Source organism: Hyphomicrobium sp. MC8b (genome assembly GCF_905067615.1).
Classification (GTDB): Bacteria; Pseudomonadota; Alphaproteobacteria; order Rhizobiales; family Hyphomicrobiaceae; genus Hyphomicrobium_B.
Genome location: NZ_LR898465.1, coordinates 2,329,966 through 2,345,086 on the forward strand (window position 1 = coordinate 2,329,966; position 15,121 = coordinate 2,345,086).

The window sequence follows — 15,121 nt, forward strand, 5'->3', positions numbered from 1 at the left end:
GTTGCGAAAGTGCTCGCCAACAGGCAGGGAGTTGCAGCCTGACTTTCGGGCAGCATCCTGTTCTTGGGGGAGGTTTGTGTTGCGCATCGCCGCTTTAATCGTCGCGGCCGGACGGGGAACGCGCGCGGCCAACCAGGGCGCGGGTCCGAAACAATATGCTCAGATCGGCGGCAAATCCGTGCTCGAGCGGGCGATAGCCATCTTCGCGGGCCACGCCGAGATCGACGAGGTCAAAGCTGTCATTCACGCGGACGACCGCGAGTTGTATCGGCTTGCGATCTCCGCTGGCGGTTGGGCGAAGCTTTCCGCGCCCGCGATCGGCGGGCCGACGCGTCAGGCTTCGGTCCTTCGGGGTCTTGAAGCTCTCGCCTCCTCGTCGCCGCCCGACCTCGTCCTGATCCACGACGCAGCGCGGCCGTTCGTTTCAGGTAAGACGATTTCGAAGGTCATTGGCGCCCTCGGCGAACGGCCAGGCGCGCTAGCAGCTCTTGCCGTCACCGATACCTTGAAGCGCGCGGCCGACGGTATTGTGACCGACACAATCGCGCGCGATGGTCTCTGGCGGGCACAGACGCCGCAGGGATTTCACTTAGAACCGATCCTGATCGCTCACCGCAAAGCGGCCGAGCAAGGCATCGACACATTCACCGACGACGCGGCAATTGCGGAATGGGCCGGGCTCGACGTAGCTATCGTCGAAGACCTAGGCAGCAACATCAAAATCACGACAGCAGAGGATCTCGACGTGGCGGACCGGCAATTGACGAGCGCATTGGAACCGCGGATCGGGAGCGGCTTTGACGTGCATCGCTTTTGCGAGGGCGATCACGTCTGGCTCGGCGGTATCAAGATCCCTTATACACACAAGCTCGAAGGCCATTCGGACGCCGACGTCGTATTGCACGCATTGACCGACGCTTTGCTCGGCGCCATCGGCGACGGCGATATCGGTCAGCACTTCCCGCCGTCCGATCCGAAGTGGAAAGGCGCGGCATCGAAGCTCTTTCTTGAAGACGCTGTTCGGCGCGTGCGCGATCTTGGCGGCCGGGTGGGCAATGTCGATATTACGGTGCTCGCCGAAGCGCCGCGCGTCGGTCCGCATCGCCCGGCCATGCAAGAGCTGATCGGTGGCGTGCTCGGACTTCCCGCACATCGCGTCGGCATCAAAGCAACGACGACGGAGCAGATGGGCTTCACCGGACGACGCGAAGGCATCGCCGCCATGGCGACAGCGATGGTCTTCTTACCCGCGGAGACAACATGAGCGACAAGCCGCAGCAGTCTTCTTCAGACATCGCGACGAACACCGCGCTGCGGTTGACGGTCCGAAACGTGGCCGTCTTGAACCTCACCTATTTCGGTATCGAGTTTGCGGTCGCGCTGGCGATCGGCTCGGTCGCGCTGTTTGCCGACAGCGTCGATTTTCTCGAAGACGGCGCGGTCAACCTGCTGATCCTCGCCGGGCTCGGGTTCACGATGGCGCAACGGGCCAAGCTCGGAATGGTTCTGGCTGTCATTATCCTGGTGCCGGGCCTCGCGACGCTCTGGACAGCGTGGCAGAATTTTTCAAGCGGCTTGGTGCCGGAGGCTATACCGATCACGGTGACGGGCATCGGCGCGCTCATCGTCAACTCAATATGCGCGTGGATGCTGGCGCCGTTCCGGGCCGCCGGCGGCAGTCTGACGCGCGCTGCGTTCCTGTCGGCGCGCAACGACGTGGCGGCCAACATTGCGATTATTGCGGCAGGCCTGCTGACGAGCGTCACACACTCGCACTGGCCCGATCTGATCGTCGGCCTCGGCATTGCCGCGATCAACGCTGGTGCAGCGCACGAAGTCTATGAAGCGGCTCGTGAAGAGCACGCGCAGTCACGCTCCTGACAGCGGTAGATATCCACAAGCGCAGGTGCGTCGAGTTGCAGCTGCGTGCATGGGCAACACCACAGCCTCAGATGCTGCTTTGCAACGGCTTTCGCCATTGACCCTCAAGGCAGAATCGCGGCATCAAATGAACACGTGGTTGTATTGCCACGATCCACACGAGAGTGCCCATACGGGAGCCGATATGAACATCATGCCCCAAAATCTCGACCGCCAGCACGTCGACGCAGCCATCAGCACTATTGCCGAGGCTCAAGCCGAGATGTGCTTAGCGACCCGTGTTCGTCAGCTCTCGCGTATCGTCACGAGGGTCTACGATGATGCCTTGCGCCCACTTGGCATCACCGCAAGCCAATACACGCTGCTTGCCCAGCTCGCGTCTCGTGACGGCATCACCGCCGTCGAGATCGGCCACGAACTCGACATCGAGAAGTCGACACTGTCCCGCAACTTGAAGCGCCTGCTCGCGCTTGGCCACATCGTCATGGATCCGCCCGCCGGACGGCGGGGACGCGGTCTGCACCTTACGCCCAAAGGTCAGGCTGTTCTGAAGGATGCCTATCCGATCTGGCAGGATGCCCAGAAGCGTACTGTCGGTGCCATGGGGACTGACAGCAGGTCTGTACTCGACAGTCTGCTTTCGCATGCCGAGGTACTCGCGGCGGCCTGATCAGCTGGGCCGTTTGCACATTCTCCTCTCTCTAGTTAGCCTTTAGGGGGGCGCTTCATCGGAAGCGCTCCCTATTTTCTTTTTTGGAATAAGCGACGAGGCCTCCAGTGTTCCCGGCAGACGTCCTCACCAACGCCAAGCATCTCATCGACACCCTTCGCGATCAGAATCGAACGCTGACGACGGCCGAGAGCTGCACGGGCGGGCTCGTGGCTGCGGCCATCACCGCCGTTCCCGGCTCCTCCGATGTCTTCTACGGCGGGTTCGTGACCTATTCGAACGACGCCAAGGAACACATGATCGGCGTCGATGCCGAACTCATCAAGCACCACGGCGCGGTCAGCGAGGCCGTCGCACACGCGATGGCAGAGTGCGCGGTCAGCACGACCGGCGCCGATCTCGCGGTTTCGATTACGGGCATCGCCGGTCCCGGTGGAGGAAGCCCGCACAAGCCGGTCGGGCTGGTTTACATCGCCGTCGCGTCGGTATTTGATGCTCCGCGCGTGGAACGGCACATGTTCGGCGAAGCCGGCCGCGACGAAGTACGCTTAGCCAGCCTCAGGGCGGCATTGAGACTGCTCGAAGAGGCGGCCAAATGATCGGATGTCTGGGTTTGCGCAACCGATCCATCGGCGCGATCGCCGTGGCTATGTTTGGTGCCTTGCTCGGAACAACGTCTGTCTTCTCACCGGTTTCGGCGGCCGATCTTTCGGCACGGGATATTTCGATCCTGCTGTTCCGCGCCGCACCCGGTAGCCACCCAGCGCTCAACAACCGCAATCTGATGCGGCTCGATCTGGCATCTCTCGATTTCAAGAAAGCCGACCTTCGGCAGGCCAATCTGTTCGGCACGGACCTGACCGGCGCCAATCTCTCCGGCGTCGATCTGAGCGGCGCGCGGCTCGACCGGGCGGTTATCATCGGTGCACGCTTCGACGGCGCCACTCTCGATGATGCGTCCCTCATGCGGCCGGCGACGACGTCAACGCTCGTGCCTATCCCGCGGGAGGCGCCAAGCCTGAAGGGCGCTTCGCTCAAACGCGTGAAGTTCTTTGGCGATTTTTCGGGGTCCGATTTTTCCGGCGCCGATCTGACGGATTCGGTCTGCGCGCCGATCAACAGGACCGGTTTCATCGAACATCTCTGGCGCTCGGTTTTCGTCAGCGCGAACCTCTCTGGCGCAATCCTGACGCGAGCCAACATGGACCGCTCTCAGTTGAGCTTCGCCGTGCTCAAAGGCGCGATCCTGCACGCTACCCAGTTGCGAGGGGCCGATCTTTCCGGCGCCGATCTCAGCGGCGCTGACCTCAGCGGAGCGGACCTGACGGACGCGGACCTGACCGATGCCAACATCACCGGCGCCGATCTGTCCGGCACACGGCTTCACGGCGCAATCGGGCTCGAAAGCCTCAAGGGGCTGTCGCTCGCCAGAAACTCGGACAAGATCATTCGCTAGATGCGATCTTCGCGGCTGCGTTGCCGTAGATCTTGGCAGCCCGTTCCTCGAATGCCTGCGTGAAGCGGCGGAAAGCCTGATCGAACATCGAGCCCATGAGCACGCCGAGCAGCTTCGAGCGGAACTCATAATCGATGAAGAAATCGACCGCCGAGCCCGTTGCGTCGTCGATAAAGCGCCAGCGATTGTCAAGGTGTTTGAAGGGACCGTCGAGATAGCTGACGTCGATGCGCAGCTCTGCCGGGTTGGTTACGACGCGCGTGGTAAAGTTCTCGGCGATTGATTTATAGCCGACGCTCATGCGCGCCGTCAGTTCCTCCCCCTCCCCTTGCGGGCGGCGTGAGAGGACAGTCAAGCCGGTGCAGAGCGGCAGGAATTCGGGATATTTCTCGATGTCGGCGACGAGCGCATACATTTGCGCGGCCGAGAAGCGTACGTGGCGCTGGGATGAAAAAGACGGCATGGCGGCGCTTATGGCACACGATCAGATAAGATGAAAATGCGCATGACGTCATAGCTGCGCGAGGCGCTTCCCGCCCCGTCACAGCAGCCGGCGATCACTTAAGCGATCAGCCGGGCCAGAAGGACGACGATGATGGCGCCGATGGCCGCGGTAATGATCTCGGTGACGAGGGCGTTGCCGATGCCGAGATTGATACCGAGCGCCTTGAACAGATAGCCGCCGACGAACGCGCCAATGATGCCGGTGATCAAATACCGGATCAGGCCATCACCGCCGACCACGAGCGAGGCTAGGAAGCCGGCAACGATGCCGATCAGGGCAAAGACGATCAAATCGCGGGTTTGGCTGTCCATCCGGCTCTCCGACGACATTTCCAGTGCCAGCGCAAGCGATCATCAACTGACCGGCTTGCGACGTGGTGCTTTAGACGTGGCAGCGCGCGCCTAAATATTGATTGAGCAGGTCATTGTACTTGTCAACGTTGGCACGCTGGCCGGCGCTGAGCTTGCCGCCGTTGCTCGCGCGTTCCACCTGCGCAGGCACGCCCTGAGAGTCCAGGCGATTGAGTTCGTTACGGATGGATCCGCACGACTGACCCGGTGGCAGCGGTCGCGCACCCGGATCGCCGTTTCCTCCGGCCGCGCCTCCGCAACCTTGGAGCGCCCCCGTCAGGACGGTCACAAGAACAACCGCTAGACTACCCCGCATTTATCCGTCTCGCTCGCGTAAGTTCTTTGGAAGTGAGAAGGAGCCCCTGCCCCCGCAATGGTCGCAAAGACCACAGCTCGATAGCCTTCGCAATCCCCCGTGGCGTTCCTGTGGCGGCGCAGCAGCACTCACCAATTTGAAAATAGCCTCCGGGGATACACTCTGCGCCAGCGCAGGCCCCGTTTTCCGGAGCCCGCCGCGGGCGCTGCGCGATCATCGGCTTTCAGGCAGACTTATTTATTTGCCGCTGCCGTCTGCTGCGTGGGTGCTTGCGCCGCAGCCTGGTTCGGGACTGACGGGCCGCACCGGGTCTGAAATTGCTCGTAGGCTTTGTTGAGTTCAGCCTGCTTCTGCAGCGCCGTGCGCTTGACCGAGACCTTGCTCGTCTTGCCGTCTGCCGCCTGCTCGAGCCGATTGATGGTGCCGTCAGCTTTCAGCGTGTTGATCTGGCTTGCCAGCGAGACGCACACAGGGTCCGTCTTTGCGGCGGTCTGCTGGGGTGTGATCGAGCCCGTCGAGAGATCAAAGCCCCCGTTCGCGCAGCCGCCGACCAACGCTGTTGCAACGACGATCATTCCGACTTTGCCAAATGATACCGCAGTCATCGACCCACCCCCAGAAGTTGCACGCCGGCAACTTAACGCGCACGTCTCGTTTGCTTAGCGGCTGGGCGGAAGTGTGCGCAAGCTGGGTGAGGCCGGTCATCCCCTAGCGAAACTCTGCCGGCAGATCGAAGGTGTGGACATCGGCGCTCTGGCGCAACCCGGCAACACTCGATTCACGTCGAACCGAGAGGGAGTGGTATCGCTTGGTGGAATGCGTCAGTGCGTGACGCGGCGGCGCATCTTGCCGTAGCTCGCAAGCTCGCTCTGCGGGAACGAGGCGTTGAAGCCTTTGCGGAGGGCTTCGATGGAGTGTTCCTCACCGAGTTCTCCGCTCAGCGACGCCGCATGAGCGATGTGATGGCCGATCTGCGCAAGGACGCGCCCCCACTCTTCCAACTGGGGACCGAAGGCCTCGCCGTTGAGAGCCACCGCCAAGGCACCGTCGGCGACCCAGGCCCGAATCAATTCGACCGCCTGTTCGGCTTCGGGAACCCCGTCGGGCACATCCAGCTCAAGGAGCGGATCCGAATCGTTAAAGTCAGACATCGTCGACGGACTCCTTGATTACGATCGCGTCGGCAAATTTAGCCACCACACACGTCACGGCTGACTATCGCTATTACTCACACTTGTGAGCCACAACGATATTGCAAGTTAGTAGTGAACTACGGTCTTTATCGGGCGACAACTATTTTGTCGTCGGGGCGGACGTAACCGAGCACGTCACGCGCGGTCTCTTCGACGATATCGGCGTTCGGAATTTCCGGCGACAACAACGCGACGTCGTGGCGAAGCCGCGTCCGGACTGTTTCGAGACCCTTGATTTCGAAGTCCAGCAGTGCGGAGCGATCTTTCAGCTCGGCGCGCGCCTCAAGGCCGTGCTGGCCGTAGCGAATATGATACGAAAAATAGGCCGTGAGCCCGACGCATGCGAGCGTCACCGAAAGCTGTTTGAGGAGCCAGATGGCTCCGCGGCGGCGCGGTGGACTCGCGTAATGCACGCGCATTTCCCTGAGTGAGAACGGATCTCGTTTTTATAGAGAGATGCCGATTAAGGCAGCGTAAACCGCTGGGCGAGTGTCGCACTCCGCCGGCCGGACAGCCCGCCGAATCGAGGCGCTGCAGGCGCTCGTCGCGAATTGTCAGAAGCGGTGCTTCACGGTGCCATGGATCATCAGATCCCGCTTCTCGTCGTCATCGGGCGAGTTGGGAAAGTCGGGCGTCGAGCGGTTGTTTTCTTCCTCGACGGCGCCGTAAAGGAGATCGAGGCCAAAGTCCATTTTCGGAAGCGTGCCGATCTTACCGAGGCCGGGAATGCGGATTTCGGTGCCCGTGTCGGCTTTGGCGGGTGCAGAGTCTTCCTGCTCCTGCGCCTTGGGTGCATCAGGCACAGGGACGCCACCGGGGATTGCGCCCCGCTGTTCCTCCATGGCGATCACATTAGTGCTGTGCACGGCGGCAAGAGCCGCAAGCACCAAGAGCACCAGTCCTAGCCTTTTCACAAATACCCCGCGATGCCTCGCAAGCATGCACATGAGCTACTGATGCGCGGTAGATAGCAGAAACTCAATGGCAATATCCCAGGTTGTCTGGCTTCCCATCGTTTCTCGGCAATCCTGTTGTAAGGTCGCCATATCGCCAGTTTGTCACAGGTCGAGGGGAAATTCCGGTAATGTATTTAAGCATTTCCTAGAAGAACAAAAAGGGGCCGCCCGAAGGCAGCCCCAAGCATCTGTTCGCAAACGGGAGAGAGCGATCAGAACCGGATCAAGCCACCCATGATGACCGAGTCGAAAGCATCGAGGTCAACATTGGTATTGGCTGCGTTGGTAATGTCGCCGTCGGCGTGACGGTACATGACGTAGAGGTCCATCGCGGCAGGTTCGATGTTCTGAACAACACCAGCACCGACAAAGTTCAGGCTGGTCGACTGCAGGTGAGAACCGTCGAACGAAGCCGACATCTTGCTGCCGCCGTCATCGTGACGGTATTCGCCGAAGATCGTCGTCTTGCCGAGCGGGATCCACTTCTGCTCGATACCGCCCTGAATGAAGTACATGGTACTCTTGTTCTCAGCGGCTGGATCGAAGTTGCGGATGTTGTCATCGACGTTCTGAGCGTAGCCGCCGTAGACATAGAGACCCGTCGGGACGTGCTGGATGGTGGCCGCGGTGCCGAAGATTTCGCAGTGGGTGCCTTGAGCGAACGGCGAACTCGAACCTTTGTCGGCGCAGCCGATGTTTTCGTCGGAGTTTTCGCCGTAGCCGGCCTTGGCGAGGACCTGGAAATCACCCCACTTGTTCGTATAGTTCAGCGACATGCCCCAATCATCGTCTTCGCCCCATGAGGCCGTCAGCGTGAAGCCGGCGATCGTCGGCGAGTCGTAACGGACGACGTTGCGGCGGCCATCCTGACCAACCGTGCCGTTGTCGACACCCTGCAGAATGTTGTTCCAGCCCAGGCCGTTGACGAAAGCGCCGTTGCTACGGAGCTTAAAGGAGCCCTGATAAACAGCGGCGGCCTGCGCGTCCGAGAAGTTACGCGTATTCACACCATCGGCGTCGTCGAGCGTGTGGTAGAGAGCCGTGCCGTCCTGGCCGACCGTGACCTTGCCGAGGTCTTTGCTCTTGATGAACCAGCTGCTCTTACGAACCGTGACGGAGTTGTTGCCGCTGCCGTCAGGATTGCTCTGGTCCCATGTATTCGAGCTGCCGCCCGTGATGCCGAGTTCCAGCGTGTAGCCAGCCGACCAGCCCGGAATGATCTGAGCTTCGCCGACAAAGCGGACGCGCGACTGTTCAAGCTTGTTCGTGCCGACGTAGGAGTTGCTCTCGGTGCCGTCGTTCCAGTACATGACGGCTTCGTTGACCCAGCCCGAAACCGTTAGCGAAACTTTACGGTTACCTTTGCGAGCGGTCGTGGCTTCGAGTTCGGCCACACGTTCTTCAAGATCGGCGCAGCAGTCGCCACCCAAGTCGGCAGCAGCGGCCGGCGTGATGCCTGCGGCGACGAACCCGAAGGCCGCCAGCAAAGCCCAACGGCTGCTTGATAATTTGAATACCGAATTCATCGGTGCCCCTCTATTTTTACAGACCCCAGATAATTGACGGCACGCAATCCCCTAGCGCGCCGGGCGTTTTCGCCAGTTTTGCCTACAGTGCGTCTAAGCCATGTGGACAACTTAAGTGTCTGCTAACCGGTCAATTTAACAGTTGCGTGACAGTTGGCCGTCACAAACGTTGCTTTGCTGCAACATCTGGCCCTTTGCACCGTTTCTGTGCTTCAATAACCACACTTTTGGAACCTAAAGCATGGCTGGAAAAGACATTTTTGACATTGCTGTCATCGGAGCGGGCCCTGCTGGACTGGTCGCAGGCGCAGCATGTGCGATATCCGGCCTCCGTACGGTGGTTATCGGGCCACCATCCAACCCGCTCGACCGGCGGACATCGGCACTATTTGGCGGATCTGTCGAGCTTCTGAAAAAGCTCGATATTTGGGCGCGGCTGCAGGCTCAGTCCGAGCCTATCACCGGCATCCGGATTGTAGATGGAAGCAAGAACCTCCTGCGGGCGCCGGAGGTGCTTTTCGAGGCGCGCGAGGCCGGATTTGAAGCCTTTGGCTACAACATCCCCAACGTGCCGCTGACGGAGGCGCTGGAGGCGGTCTGCCAAGCGTCGACAACGCGCCTTCCAGTAGCCGTCAGCCGGATCGACATCGGTGCTGAGAACGTCACGCTGACGTATGGCGATGACGCGACCGTCACGGCGCGGTTGGTCGTCGCCGCCGACGGCCGCCGGTCGGCAGCCCGCACAGCGGCGGGCATTGACGTTGCGTCATGGACGTACCCGCAATCTGCAATTGTGGCGACATTCCATCACCAACGTGACCATCACGGCATCTCAACCGAGTTGCATCGACCTGTCGGCCCTCTCACGGTCGTGCCAGGGCCGGGCAAAACCTCGAACCTCGTCTGGATCGAGGAACCGGAAGAAGCGAAGCGCTTGCTGGCGCTTGATGATTCGGCATTCGAGCACGAACTGGGACAGGCACTTAAAGGGCTGCTGGGCTCCATCTCCTGCTTGACGCCAAGACAAGCTTTTCCGCTTTCTGGCCAGAGCGCACGGATACTGGCGAAAAACCGAGTCGTGGTCGCGGGCGAAGCGGCCCACGTCATTCCGCCGATCGGCGCCCAGGGCCTCAACCTCAGCTGCCGAGACGCGGCAACTCTCGCCGAGATTGCGGGAGAGGCTAAAACCCGGGGCGAGGATATCGGCAGCGACGCCGCGCTCAGCCGGTACGACAGTGCGCGGAAAGCTGACATCGGAACCCGGATCTTCGCGATCGACCTGTTGAATCGCTCGCTGCTAAGCAGCCACATTCCGGGCGTGAACCTTGCCCGTGGGCTCGGTCTCTTTGCGCTGGCTTCAAGTTCGACCCTGCGGACGCAGGTGATGCGCGAAGGCATCCTCCCGGCCGCTTCGCGGCCTGCTCTGATGAGCGGCGGGGAAATGTGACCACCGAGGCTTGACGGCCAGCGGAGCGCAGGGGCATTTCGCTGCGGCATTCGCCATCAGGATAAGGAACCGGGAACTGTCCTCGACGGAAATTTCGCCACTGCGCGATCTACAGTTCAGGCTGGAATACGGCCTGCTTCGCTTCATCGTCGGCATTGTCCGCTCGGTGCCGCTCGACACGGCGACGCATATTTCGGCGTGGTGTTGGCGGCGGCTGGCGCCGAAGATCAATCCAAAACGGCACAAGCGCGCCCTCGATAATCTGAAGATCGCCTTTCCCGAAAAGTCGGACGAAGAGCGACTGACGATCGCCCTGCGTCACTGGGAAAATCTCGGCCGCGTCATGGCCGAGACGATGCGGATCGACCAGATCATCGCCGAACCGTCGCGCCTGACGATCAAGAACCCTGATGTTTTCAATCGCTATGCGAGCAAGCTCGGGCCGATCGTCGGCGCATCGCTGCACATGGGCAACTGGGAGCTGGCGATTTGGCCACTGACGCTCGCAGGCGCCAATCCGGCGTGCGTCTATCGCTCCGTCAACAATCCTTACATCGACCGCTACATCCGCTATCAGCGGCGCGACCTCTATCCGGGCGGACTATTCGGCCGCGGCAAAGTCGAAGGCGATCACGGCGAGAGCCAGAAGACGGCGCGCGTGATCATGGATTACGTCCGCAACGGCGGGCGGCTCGGGGTCGTGTGCGATCTTTGGGACCGGACCGGTCTGCCGGTTCCCTTCTTCGGGCACGACGCCCGGACCGTCACCATTCCGGCGATGATCGCCCGGCGCGTCGGCGCTCGCATCTGGATGTCTCGCTGCATGCGCGTCGGCAACGACAGCCGCTTCGAGATCGAGCTGAAAGAGCTGCGCATTCCGCGAACGTCCAATCATAGCGAAGACGTCAAATGGGCAACCGCCGAGATGACGCGCCAGTTCGAGGAATGGGTGCGCGAACTGCCTGAGCAATGGATGTGGTCCAACCGCCGCTGGAATTAACCGCGCTGGCTCACCACGGCTTTTTCGGAACTGCATGGGCGACGAGAGCGTTTTTTGAGGTTGTGCCTCAACGGAGCGCGGAATGAACGACGCCCTAACGCCATTACGCCTCTTTGTCGTTGCCATGGGGCTTCTGCTGCCAACGATCGCCTTGATTCCGCTGGGCAGTCTTTGGCTTTGGCAGCACGGCTATCTTATTCACTGGGCCGTTGCGACGCTCATCTGCACGGCGCTGGCCTTCGTATTCGAGCGCCGAACGCTGGGTCGGCCGCCGGCCCGCACCGCGGACGTTTCTGAGTTTCAAGAGGTGTTGCCGCCTGAGACTGCGGATGTCGCCTCGGATCTTCGCAGCGACGCAATGTCGGCGGTCGAAGTGTTTGCGAACGACTCTAACTCGCGAACAATCTCGACCTGGAACGACCTTCTGAATACCGGCCTAGAGACGGTCGAGATCGTTGCTAAGGTTTATCACCCAGCCGACAAAGACCCTATGCTGCACTTTACGGTGCCGGAAGCGTTGACTCTCGTCGAACAGGTGAGCGCAAGGTTGCGGCCTGTGTTCGAGGGAACGATCCCGCTCGGCAATCGACTGACAGTGGCGCAGTTCGCGCAGGTCTATCGCTGGCGCGGAATTTATGACGTCGCCGGGCGCGCATGGTCGGTGTGGCGCGTGGCGCGCATGGTCAATCCGGCGACAGCCGCAACATATGAAATGCGCGAGCGTTTATCGAAATCGCTGTTTCAATGGCTGAAGGGCACGATCTCCGGGCGGCTCGTGCGCGCCTATATTCACGAAGTCGGCGCGGCGGCGATCGATCTTTACAGCGGAGAGTTGCGAAAAGAAGCTCAAGCACGAAAAGCGGATCTGCGGTCGCAGCCGATCGCCCCGCGCAAATAAATCCGCCGAGCGATCGCTTTAAATCGATCTCTCGGCGGATGAATTGCTTAGCTGTCGGTTGTTTGACGACGGTGTTCGTCGTTACGACTTCCACAGCGCGCCGATGACAAAACCGACTGCTGCAGCCGCCAACAACGTCGTCACAGGCTGTTCCTTGACCGACTTGTCGATTGCACCCTTCACGTTGCCGGCGACTTCGCTGGCTTGCTGCTTGGCCTGACCGGCCATTTCCTGAGCACGATCGGACGCGTCATCGTAAGCTTGTTTCGCTTTGCTCTTTAGATCTTCAACGCTGCCTGATCCGTACTGAGATGCGGATGACGTAGCCATTTGGGGGTACTCCGTTTGTTGCAACATCGACCGTGCAACGCGAACGGAGAGCGGATGGTTTCATGGCAATTCGGTGAGCAATGTCCGAACGCTGTATTCCAACTAAGCTGGCGCTTTGCCCGAATAGTGAGTGGCCAGGATGGCGGGTTCCGCGGCCATGACGTTTGAGCAACCGAGTCATCGCATCGCCATTCGGACATAAGTCAGAATGGCGATGCGAATTATTCCGTTACCGCATATCCGGCGGAACGGCTTCCTTTGCCAACGCCGCTAGCGCCTCATCGAGGCCAAGCACGGTCTGATCTTGCGAACCGAGGCGGCGTACGGAAACCTTCTTCTCTGCCGCCTCGCGTTTGCCGACGACGAGGATGACCGGAACCTTGGTCAGCGAGTGTTCGCGGACTTTCAGGTTGATCTTCTCATTGCGAAGGTCCGTTTCGACGCGCAGGCCCAGCGCCTTCGCCTTCGCTGCGACTTCGACGGCGTAATCATTCGCGTCCGAGACGATCGGCGCGACGACGACCTGCAGCGGCGCGAGCCACAGCGGGAAGTGTCCGGCGAAGTTCTCGATCAGGATACCGGTGAAACGTTCGAGTGAACCGAAGATCGCGCGGTGGATCATCACCGGCGTTTTCTTCTCCGACTTCTCGTCGATATAGAACGCGCCGAGGCGGCCCGCGAGGTTGAAGTCGACCTGCGTGGTGCCACACTGCCAGTCGCGGCCGATGGCGTCACGCAGCACGTATTCGAGCTTCGGTCCGTAGAACGCGCCCTCGCCCGGCTGGATCTCTGTCTTGATCTGATCGTTCGAGCGGCGCTTCACTTCATCTAGCACGTCGCTCAGCGCCTTCTCGGCTTTATCCCAAAGCTCATCGGAGCCGACGCGCTTTTCAGGCCGCAGCGACAGCTTGATGACGATGTTCTCGAAGCCGAAGTCCTTGTAGATCGAGAGCAGCAGATCGTTGATTTTGAGGCATTCCTCCATGATCTGATGCTCAGTCAGGAAGATGTGGGCGTCGTCCTGCGTGAAGTGGCGCACGCGCAGCATGCCGTGCAACGCGCCAGACGGCTCGTAACGATGTACCTTGCCGAACTCGGCGATGCGCAACGGCAGATCGCGATAGCTCTTCAGACCGTTCTTGTAGATCTGCACGTGCCCGGGGCAGTTCATCGGCTTGCAGCAGAACACGCGCTCATCGGGAAGCACGGTCGTAAACATGTTCTCGCCGTAGTTCTCCCAGTGCCCCGAAAGCTCCCAGAAGTGCTTCTCCATCATGTCCGGAGTGTTGACCTCGGTATAGCCTGCGCGCGCCTGCTGACGACGCATGTAGGCGATCAAGGTCTGGAACAAGGTCCAGCCTTTCGGATGCCAGAAGACGGAGCCCGGCGCTTCTTCCTGGAAGTGGAAGAGATCCATCTCGCGGCCGAGCTTGCGGTGATCGCGCTTCTCGGCTTCTTCGAGCTGATGCAGATAGGCCTTCAGTTCATCCTCGGTCGCGAACGCGGTGCCGTAGATGCGCTGAAGGACCGGCTTGGTTGAATCGCCACGCCAATAGGCACCAGCGAACTTCATCAGCTTGAATGCCTTGCCGACTTGGCCCGTCGAGGTCATATGCGGGCCGCGGCAGAGATCGAGCCACTCGCCCTGCTTGTAGATCTTGACGTCCTGGTCTTCCGGGATCGCGTCGACAAGCTCGACCTTGAAGTACTCGCCCTTGTCCTTGAAGAACTCCTTCGCCTTGTTGCGCGACCAGACTTCCTTCGTAAAAGGCGCGTTCTTGGCGATGATCTCGCCCATGCGCTTTTCGATCTTCGGAATGTCTTCCGGCTCGAACGGCTGCTGCTTGGCGAAGTCGTAATAGAAGCCGTTGTCGATCACCGGGCCGATGGTCACCTGAGTGCCGGGCCAGATCGACTGCACGGCTTCAGCGAGAACGTGCGCGGCGTCGTGCCGGATCAGCTCCAAGGCTGCCGGATCGGTGCGCGAGACGAAGTTGATCGACGCATCCTGATTGATCGGATCGGCAAGGTCGGCCAGCGCGCCATTGAGCTGCATGGCGACGGTACGTTTCGCGAGCGAGGGAGAGATCGACTTGGCGATTTCGAGGCCCGTGGTTCCCGCTGCTACCTGGCGCTGTTTGCCGTCGGGGAACGTAATTGTGACGTCTGTCATCGTGGCCTCCTTTGCTCACTCGCCGCATACGGACGCGGCGTAAGACGATTTTCGATTGCGCTAATGGGGTGTGGGCGCGTCCAAGTCAAGCTGCTGCGGCATGATCGAAAGCGAAGTCTACCGCCAGCGACCATAGCGCCAGGGCTGGAAGGTGTGTTTGACGTCGCGGATGTCCGGCACGGGGTCGACACCGTGGGTGCCAGCCGGTCCGCAGCGGACGAACCGCGACAGCGTCAGCCAGAAGCCGCGCCAGGCGCCGTTCAGCTCGATCGCCTGCAGCCCGTATTCCGAGCATGTCGGCCAATGGCGGCACTGGCCGCCAACCAGCCATTTGAAGGTGTAGCGGTAGATGTGGATCGGCGCTTTCAGCAGCGTTTTGGCAAGCCTCGAACTCATGCCCGAAGCAGAGCGCGTTTCCAC

At 60.7% G+C, this 15,121-nt stretch carries 19 protein-coding genes; 8 read left to right on the plus strand and 11 right to left on the minus strand.

All coding sequences use genetic code 11. The features are described 5' to 3' along the window. Positions 1–79: 79 nt before the first annotated feature. The 5 genes from ACLB1Z_RS11185 to ACLB1Z_RS11205 all read left to right on the plus strand — a co-directional run bounded on the left by ACLB1Z_RS11185 (position 80) and on the right by ACLB1Z_RS11205 (position 4,007). On the plus strand, positions 80–1,264 hold the full coding sequence (locus tag ACLB1Z_RS11185) for a bifunctional 2-C-methyl-D-erythritol 4-phosphate cytidylyltransferase/2-C-methyl-D-erythritol 2,4-cyclodiphosphate synthase (protein WP_409563263.1): 1,185 nt from the start codon (positions 80–82) through the stop codon (positions 1,262–1,264). Further along, positions 1,261–1,881, plus strand: coding sequence for a cation transporter (locus ACLB1Z_RS11190; protein WP_409559930.1), 621 nt, complete (start codon positions 1,261–1,263; stop codon positions 1,879–1,881). The genes ACLB1Z_RS11185 and ACLB1Z_RS11190 overlap by 4 nt, the downstream gene beginning before the upstream one ends. A gap of 184 nt (positions 1,882–2,065) precedes the next feature. Next, complete coding sequence (locus tag ACLB1Z_RS11195; RefSeq protein WP_024275875.1) at positions 2,066–2,551, plus strand: MarR family winged helix-turn-helix transcriptional regulator; 486 nt, start codon at positions 2,066–2,068, stop codon at positions 2,549–2,551. A gap of 107 nt (positions 2,552–2,658) precedes the next feature. Beyond that, complete coding sequence (locus ACLB1Z_RS11200) at positions 2,659–3,150, plus strand: CinA family protein (RefSeq protein ID WP_409559931.1); 492 nt, start codon at positions 2,659–2,661, stop codon at positions 3,148–3,150. A 14-nt stretch (positions 3,151–3,164) separates the two neighbouring features. Beyond that, positions 3,165–4,007 carry a pentapeptide repeat-containing protein gene (locus tag ACLB1Z_RS11205; RefSeq protein WP_409559932.1) on the plus strand — a complete coding sequence of 281 codons (843 nt, stop codon included), beginning with the start codon at positions 3,165–3,167 and terminating at the stop codon, positions 4,005–4,007. Here ACLB1Z_RS11205 and ACLB1Z_RS11210 read toward each other — a convergent pair. The 8 genes from ACLB1Z_RS11210 to ACLB1Z_RS11245 all read right to left on the minus strand — a co-directional run bounded on the left by ACLB1Z_RS11210 (position 3,997) and on the right by ACLB1Z_RS11245 (position 8,853). After that, the gene (locus ACLB1Z_RS11210; RefSeq protein WP_409559933.1) at positions 3,997–4,470 is read right to left on the minus strand and encodes a type II toxin-antitoxin system RatA family toxin; all 474 of its coding nucleotides are present in this window, start codon (positions 4,468–4,470) and stop codon (positions 3,997–3,999) included. The two genes, ACLB1Z_RS11205 and ACLB1Z_RS11210, sit on opposite strands and share 11 nt — an antisense overlap. Before the next feature lie 98 nt (positions 4,471–4,568). Then, positions 4,569–4,823, minus strand: a complete 255-nt coding sequence (locus ACLB1Z_RS11215; protein WP_013947707.1) for a GlsB/YeaQ/YmgE family stress response membrane protein — start codon at positions 4,821–4,823, stop codon at positions 4,569–4,571. Between the two features lie 70 nt (positions 4,824–4,893). Beyond that, positions 4,894–5,178, minus strand: a complete 285-nt coding sequence (locus ACLB1Z_RS11220; protein WP_013947708.1) for a hypothetical protein — start codon at positions 5,176–5,178, stop codon at positions 4,894–4,896. A 233-nt stretch (positions 5,179–5,411) separates the two neighbouring features. Continuing rightward, entirely contained in the window at positions 5,412–5,783 is a 372-nt protein-coding gene (locus ACLB1Z_RS11225; protein WP_013947709.1) for a hypothetical protein, read from the minus strand. Between the two features lie 216 nt (positions 5,784–5,999). Beyond that, the gene (locus ACLB1Z_RS11230) at positions 6,000–6,329 is read right to left on the minus strand and encodes a DUF5076 domain-containing protein (protein WP_013947710.1); all 330 of its coding nucleotides are present in this window, start codon (positions 6,327–6,329) and stop codon (positions 6,000–6,002) included. 128 nt (positions 6,330–6,457) lie between these two features. Next, complete coding sequence (locus tag ACLB1Z_RS11235) at positions 6,458–6,784, minus strand: FtsB family cell division protein (RefSeq protein WP_409559934.1); 327 nt, start codon at positions 6,782–6,784, stop codon at positions 6,458–6,460. A 141-nt stretch (positions 6,785–6,925) separates the two neighbouring features. Beyond that, positions 6,926–7,267 carry a hypothetical protein gene (locus ACLB1Z_RS11240; RefSeq protein ID WP_409559935.1) on the minus strand — a complete coding sequence of 114 codons (342 nt, stop codon included), beginning with the start codon at positions 7,265–7,267 and terminating at the stop codon, positions 6,926–6,928. A gap of 272 nt (positions 7,268–7,539) precedes the next feature. Next, positions 7,540–8,853, minus strand: coding sequence for a porin (locus ACLB1Z_RS11245; RefSeq protein WP_409559936.1), 1,314 nt, complete (start codon positions 8,851–8,853; stop codon positions 7,540–7,542). Positions 8,854–9,094: 241 nt separating this feature from the next. On the opposite strand from ACLB1Z_RS11245, the gene ACLB1Z_RS11250 reads away from it, so the two are divergent. The 3 genes from ACLB1Z_RS11250 to ACLB1Z_RS11260 all read left to right on the plus strand — a co-directional run bounded on the left by ACLB1Z_RS11250 (position 9,095) and on the right by ACLB1Z_RS11260 (position 12,198). Further along, the gene (locus ACLB1Z_RS11250; RefSeq protein ID WP_409559937.1) at positions 9,095–10,300 is read left to right on the plus strand and encodes an FAD-dependent monooxygenase; all 1,206 of its coding nucleotides are present in this window, start codon (positions 9,095–9,097) and stop codon (positions 10,298–10,300) included. Positions 10,301–10,310: 10 nt separating this feature from the next. Then, positions 10,311–11,300 (plus strand): lysophospholipid acyltransferase family protein, encoded by a 990-nt coding sequence (locus ACLB1Z_RS11255; RefSeq protein ID WP_409559938.1) that lies wholly within the window; start codon positions 10,311–10,313, stop codon positions 11,298–11,300. A gap of 82 nt (positions 11,301–11,382) precedes the next feature. After that, the gene (locus ACLB1Z_RS11260; protein WP_409559939.1) at positions 11,383–12,198 is read left to right on the plus strand and encodes a GTP-binding protein HSR1; all 816 of its coding nucleotides are present in this window, start codon (positions 11,383–11,385) and stop codon (positions 12,196–12,198) included. An 81-nt stretch (positions 12,199–12,279) separates the two neighbouring features. Here the strand turns inward: ACLB1Z_RS11260 and ACLB1Z_RS11265 are convergent, their stop codons facing one another. The 3 genes from ACLB1Z_RS11265 to yidD all read right to left on the minus strand — a co-directional run bounded on the left by ACLB1Z_RS11265 (position 12,280) and on the right by yidD (position 15,097). Continuing rightward, entirely contained in the window at positions 12,280–12,528 is a 249-nt protein-coding gene (locus ACLB1Z_RS11265) for a YqjD family protein (protein WP_013947717.1), read from the minus strand. Between the two features lie 229 nt (positions 12,529–12,757). Beyond that, complete coding sequence (gene thrS, locus ACLB1Z_RS11270) at positions 12,758–14,701, minus strand: threonine--tRNA ligase (RefSeq protein ID WP_409559940.1); 1,944 nt, start codon at positions 14,699–14,701, stop codon at positions 12,758–12,760. A gap of 117 nt (positions 14,702–14,818) precedes the next feature. Beyond that, on the minus strand, positions 14,819–15,097 hold the full coding sequence (gene yidD, locus ACLB1Z_RS11275) for a membrane protein insertion efficiency factor YidD (protein WP_409559941.1): 279 nt from the start codon (positions 15,095–15,097) through the stop codon (positions 14,819–14,821). Between the last annotated feature and the right edge of the window lie 24 nt (positions 15,098–15,121).

Coding starts and splice junctions, on each gene's coding strand:
- ACLB1Z_RS11225 (WP_013947709.1), bottom strand. CDS start 5,783: ATGACTGCGGTATCATTTGGCAAAGTCGGAATGATCGTCGTTGCAACA.
- ACLB1Z_RS11210 (WP_409559933.1), bottom strand. CDS start 4,470: ATGCCGTCTTTTTCATCCCAGCGCCACGTACGCTTCTCGGCCGCGCAA.
- ACLB1Z_RS11215 (WP_013947707.1), bottom strand. CDS start 4,823: ATGGACAGCCAAACCCGCGATTTGATCGTCTTTGCCCTGATCGGCATC.
- ACLB1Z_RS11230 (WP_013947710.1), bottom strand. CDS start 6,329: ATGTCTGACTTTAACGATTCGGATCCGCTCCTTGAGCTGGATGTGCCC.
- yidD (WP_409559941.1), bottom strand. CDS start 15,097: ATGAGTTCGAGGCTTGCCAAAACGCTGCTGAAAGCGCCGATCCACATC.
- ACLB1Z_RS11195 (WP_024275875.1), top strand. CDS start 2,066: ATGAACATCATGCCCCAAAATCTCGACCGCCAGCACGTCGACGCAGCC.
- ACLB1Z_RS11265 (WP_013947717.1), bottom strand. CDS start 12,528: ATGGCTACGTCATCCGCATCTCAGTACGGATCAGGCAGCGTTGAAGAT.
- thrS (WP_409559940.1), bottom strand. CDS start 14,701: ATGACAGACGTCACAATTACGTTCCCCGACGGCAAACAGCGCCAGGTA.
- ACLB1Z_RS11260 (WP_409559939.1), top strand. CDS start 11,383: ATGAACGACGCCCTAACGCCATTACGCCTCTTTGTCGTTGCCATGGGG.
- ACLB1Z_RS11190 (WP_409559930.1), top strand. CDS start 1,261: ATGAGCGACAAGCCGCAGCAGTCTTCTTCAGACATCGCGACGAACACC.
- ACLB1Z_RS11220 (WP_013947708.1), bottom strand. CDS start 5,178: ATGCGGGGTAGTCTAGCGGTTGTTCTTGTGACCGTCCTGACGGGGGCG.
- ACLB1Z_RS11245 (WP_409559936.1), bottom strand. CDS start 8,853: ATGAATTCGGTATTCAAATTATCAAGCAGCCGTTGGGCTTTGCTGGCG.
- ACLB1Z_RS11250 (WP_409559937.1), top strand. CDS start 9,095: ATGGCTGGAAAAGACATTTTTGACATTGCTGTCATCGGAGCGGGCCCT.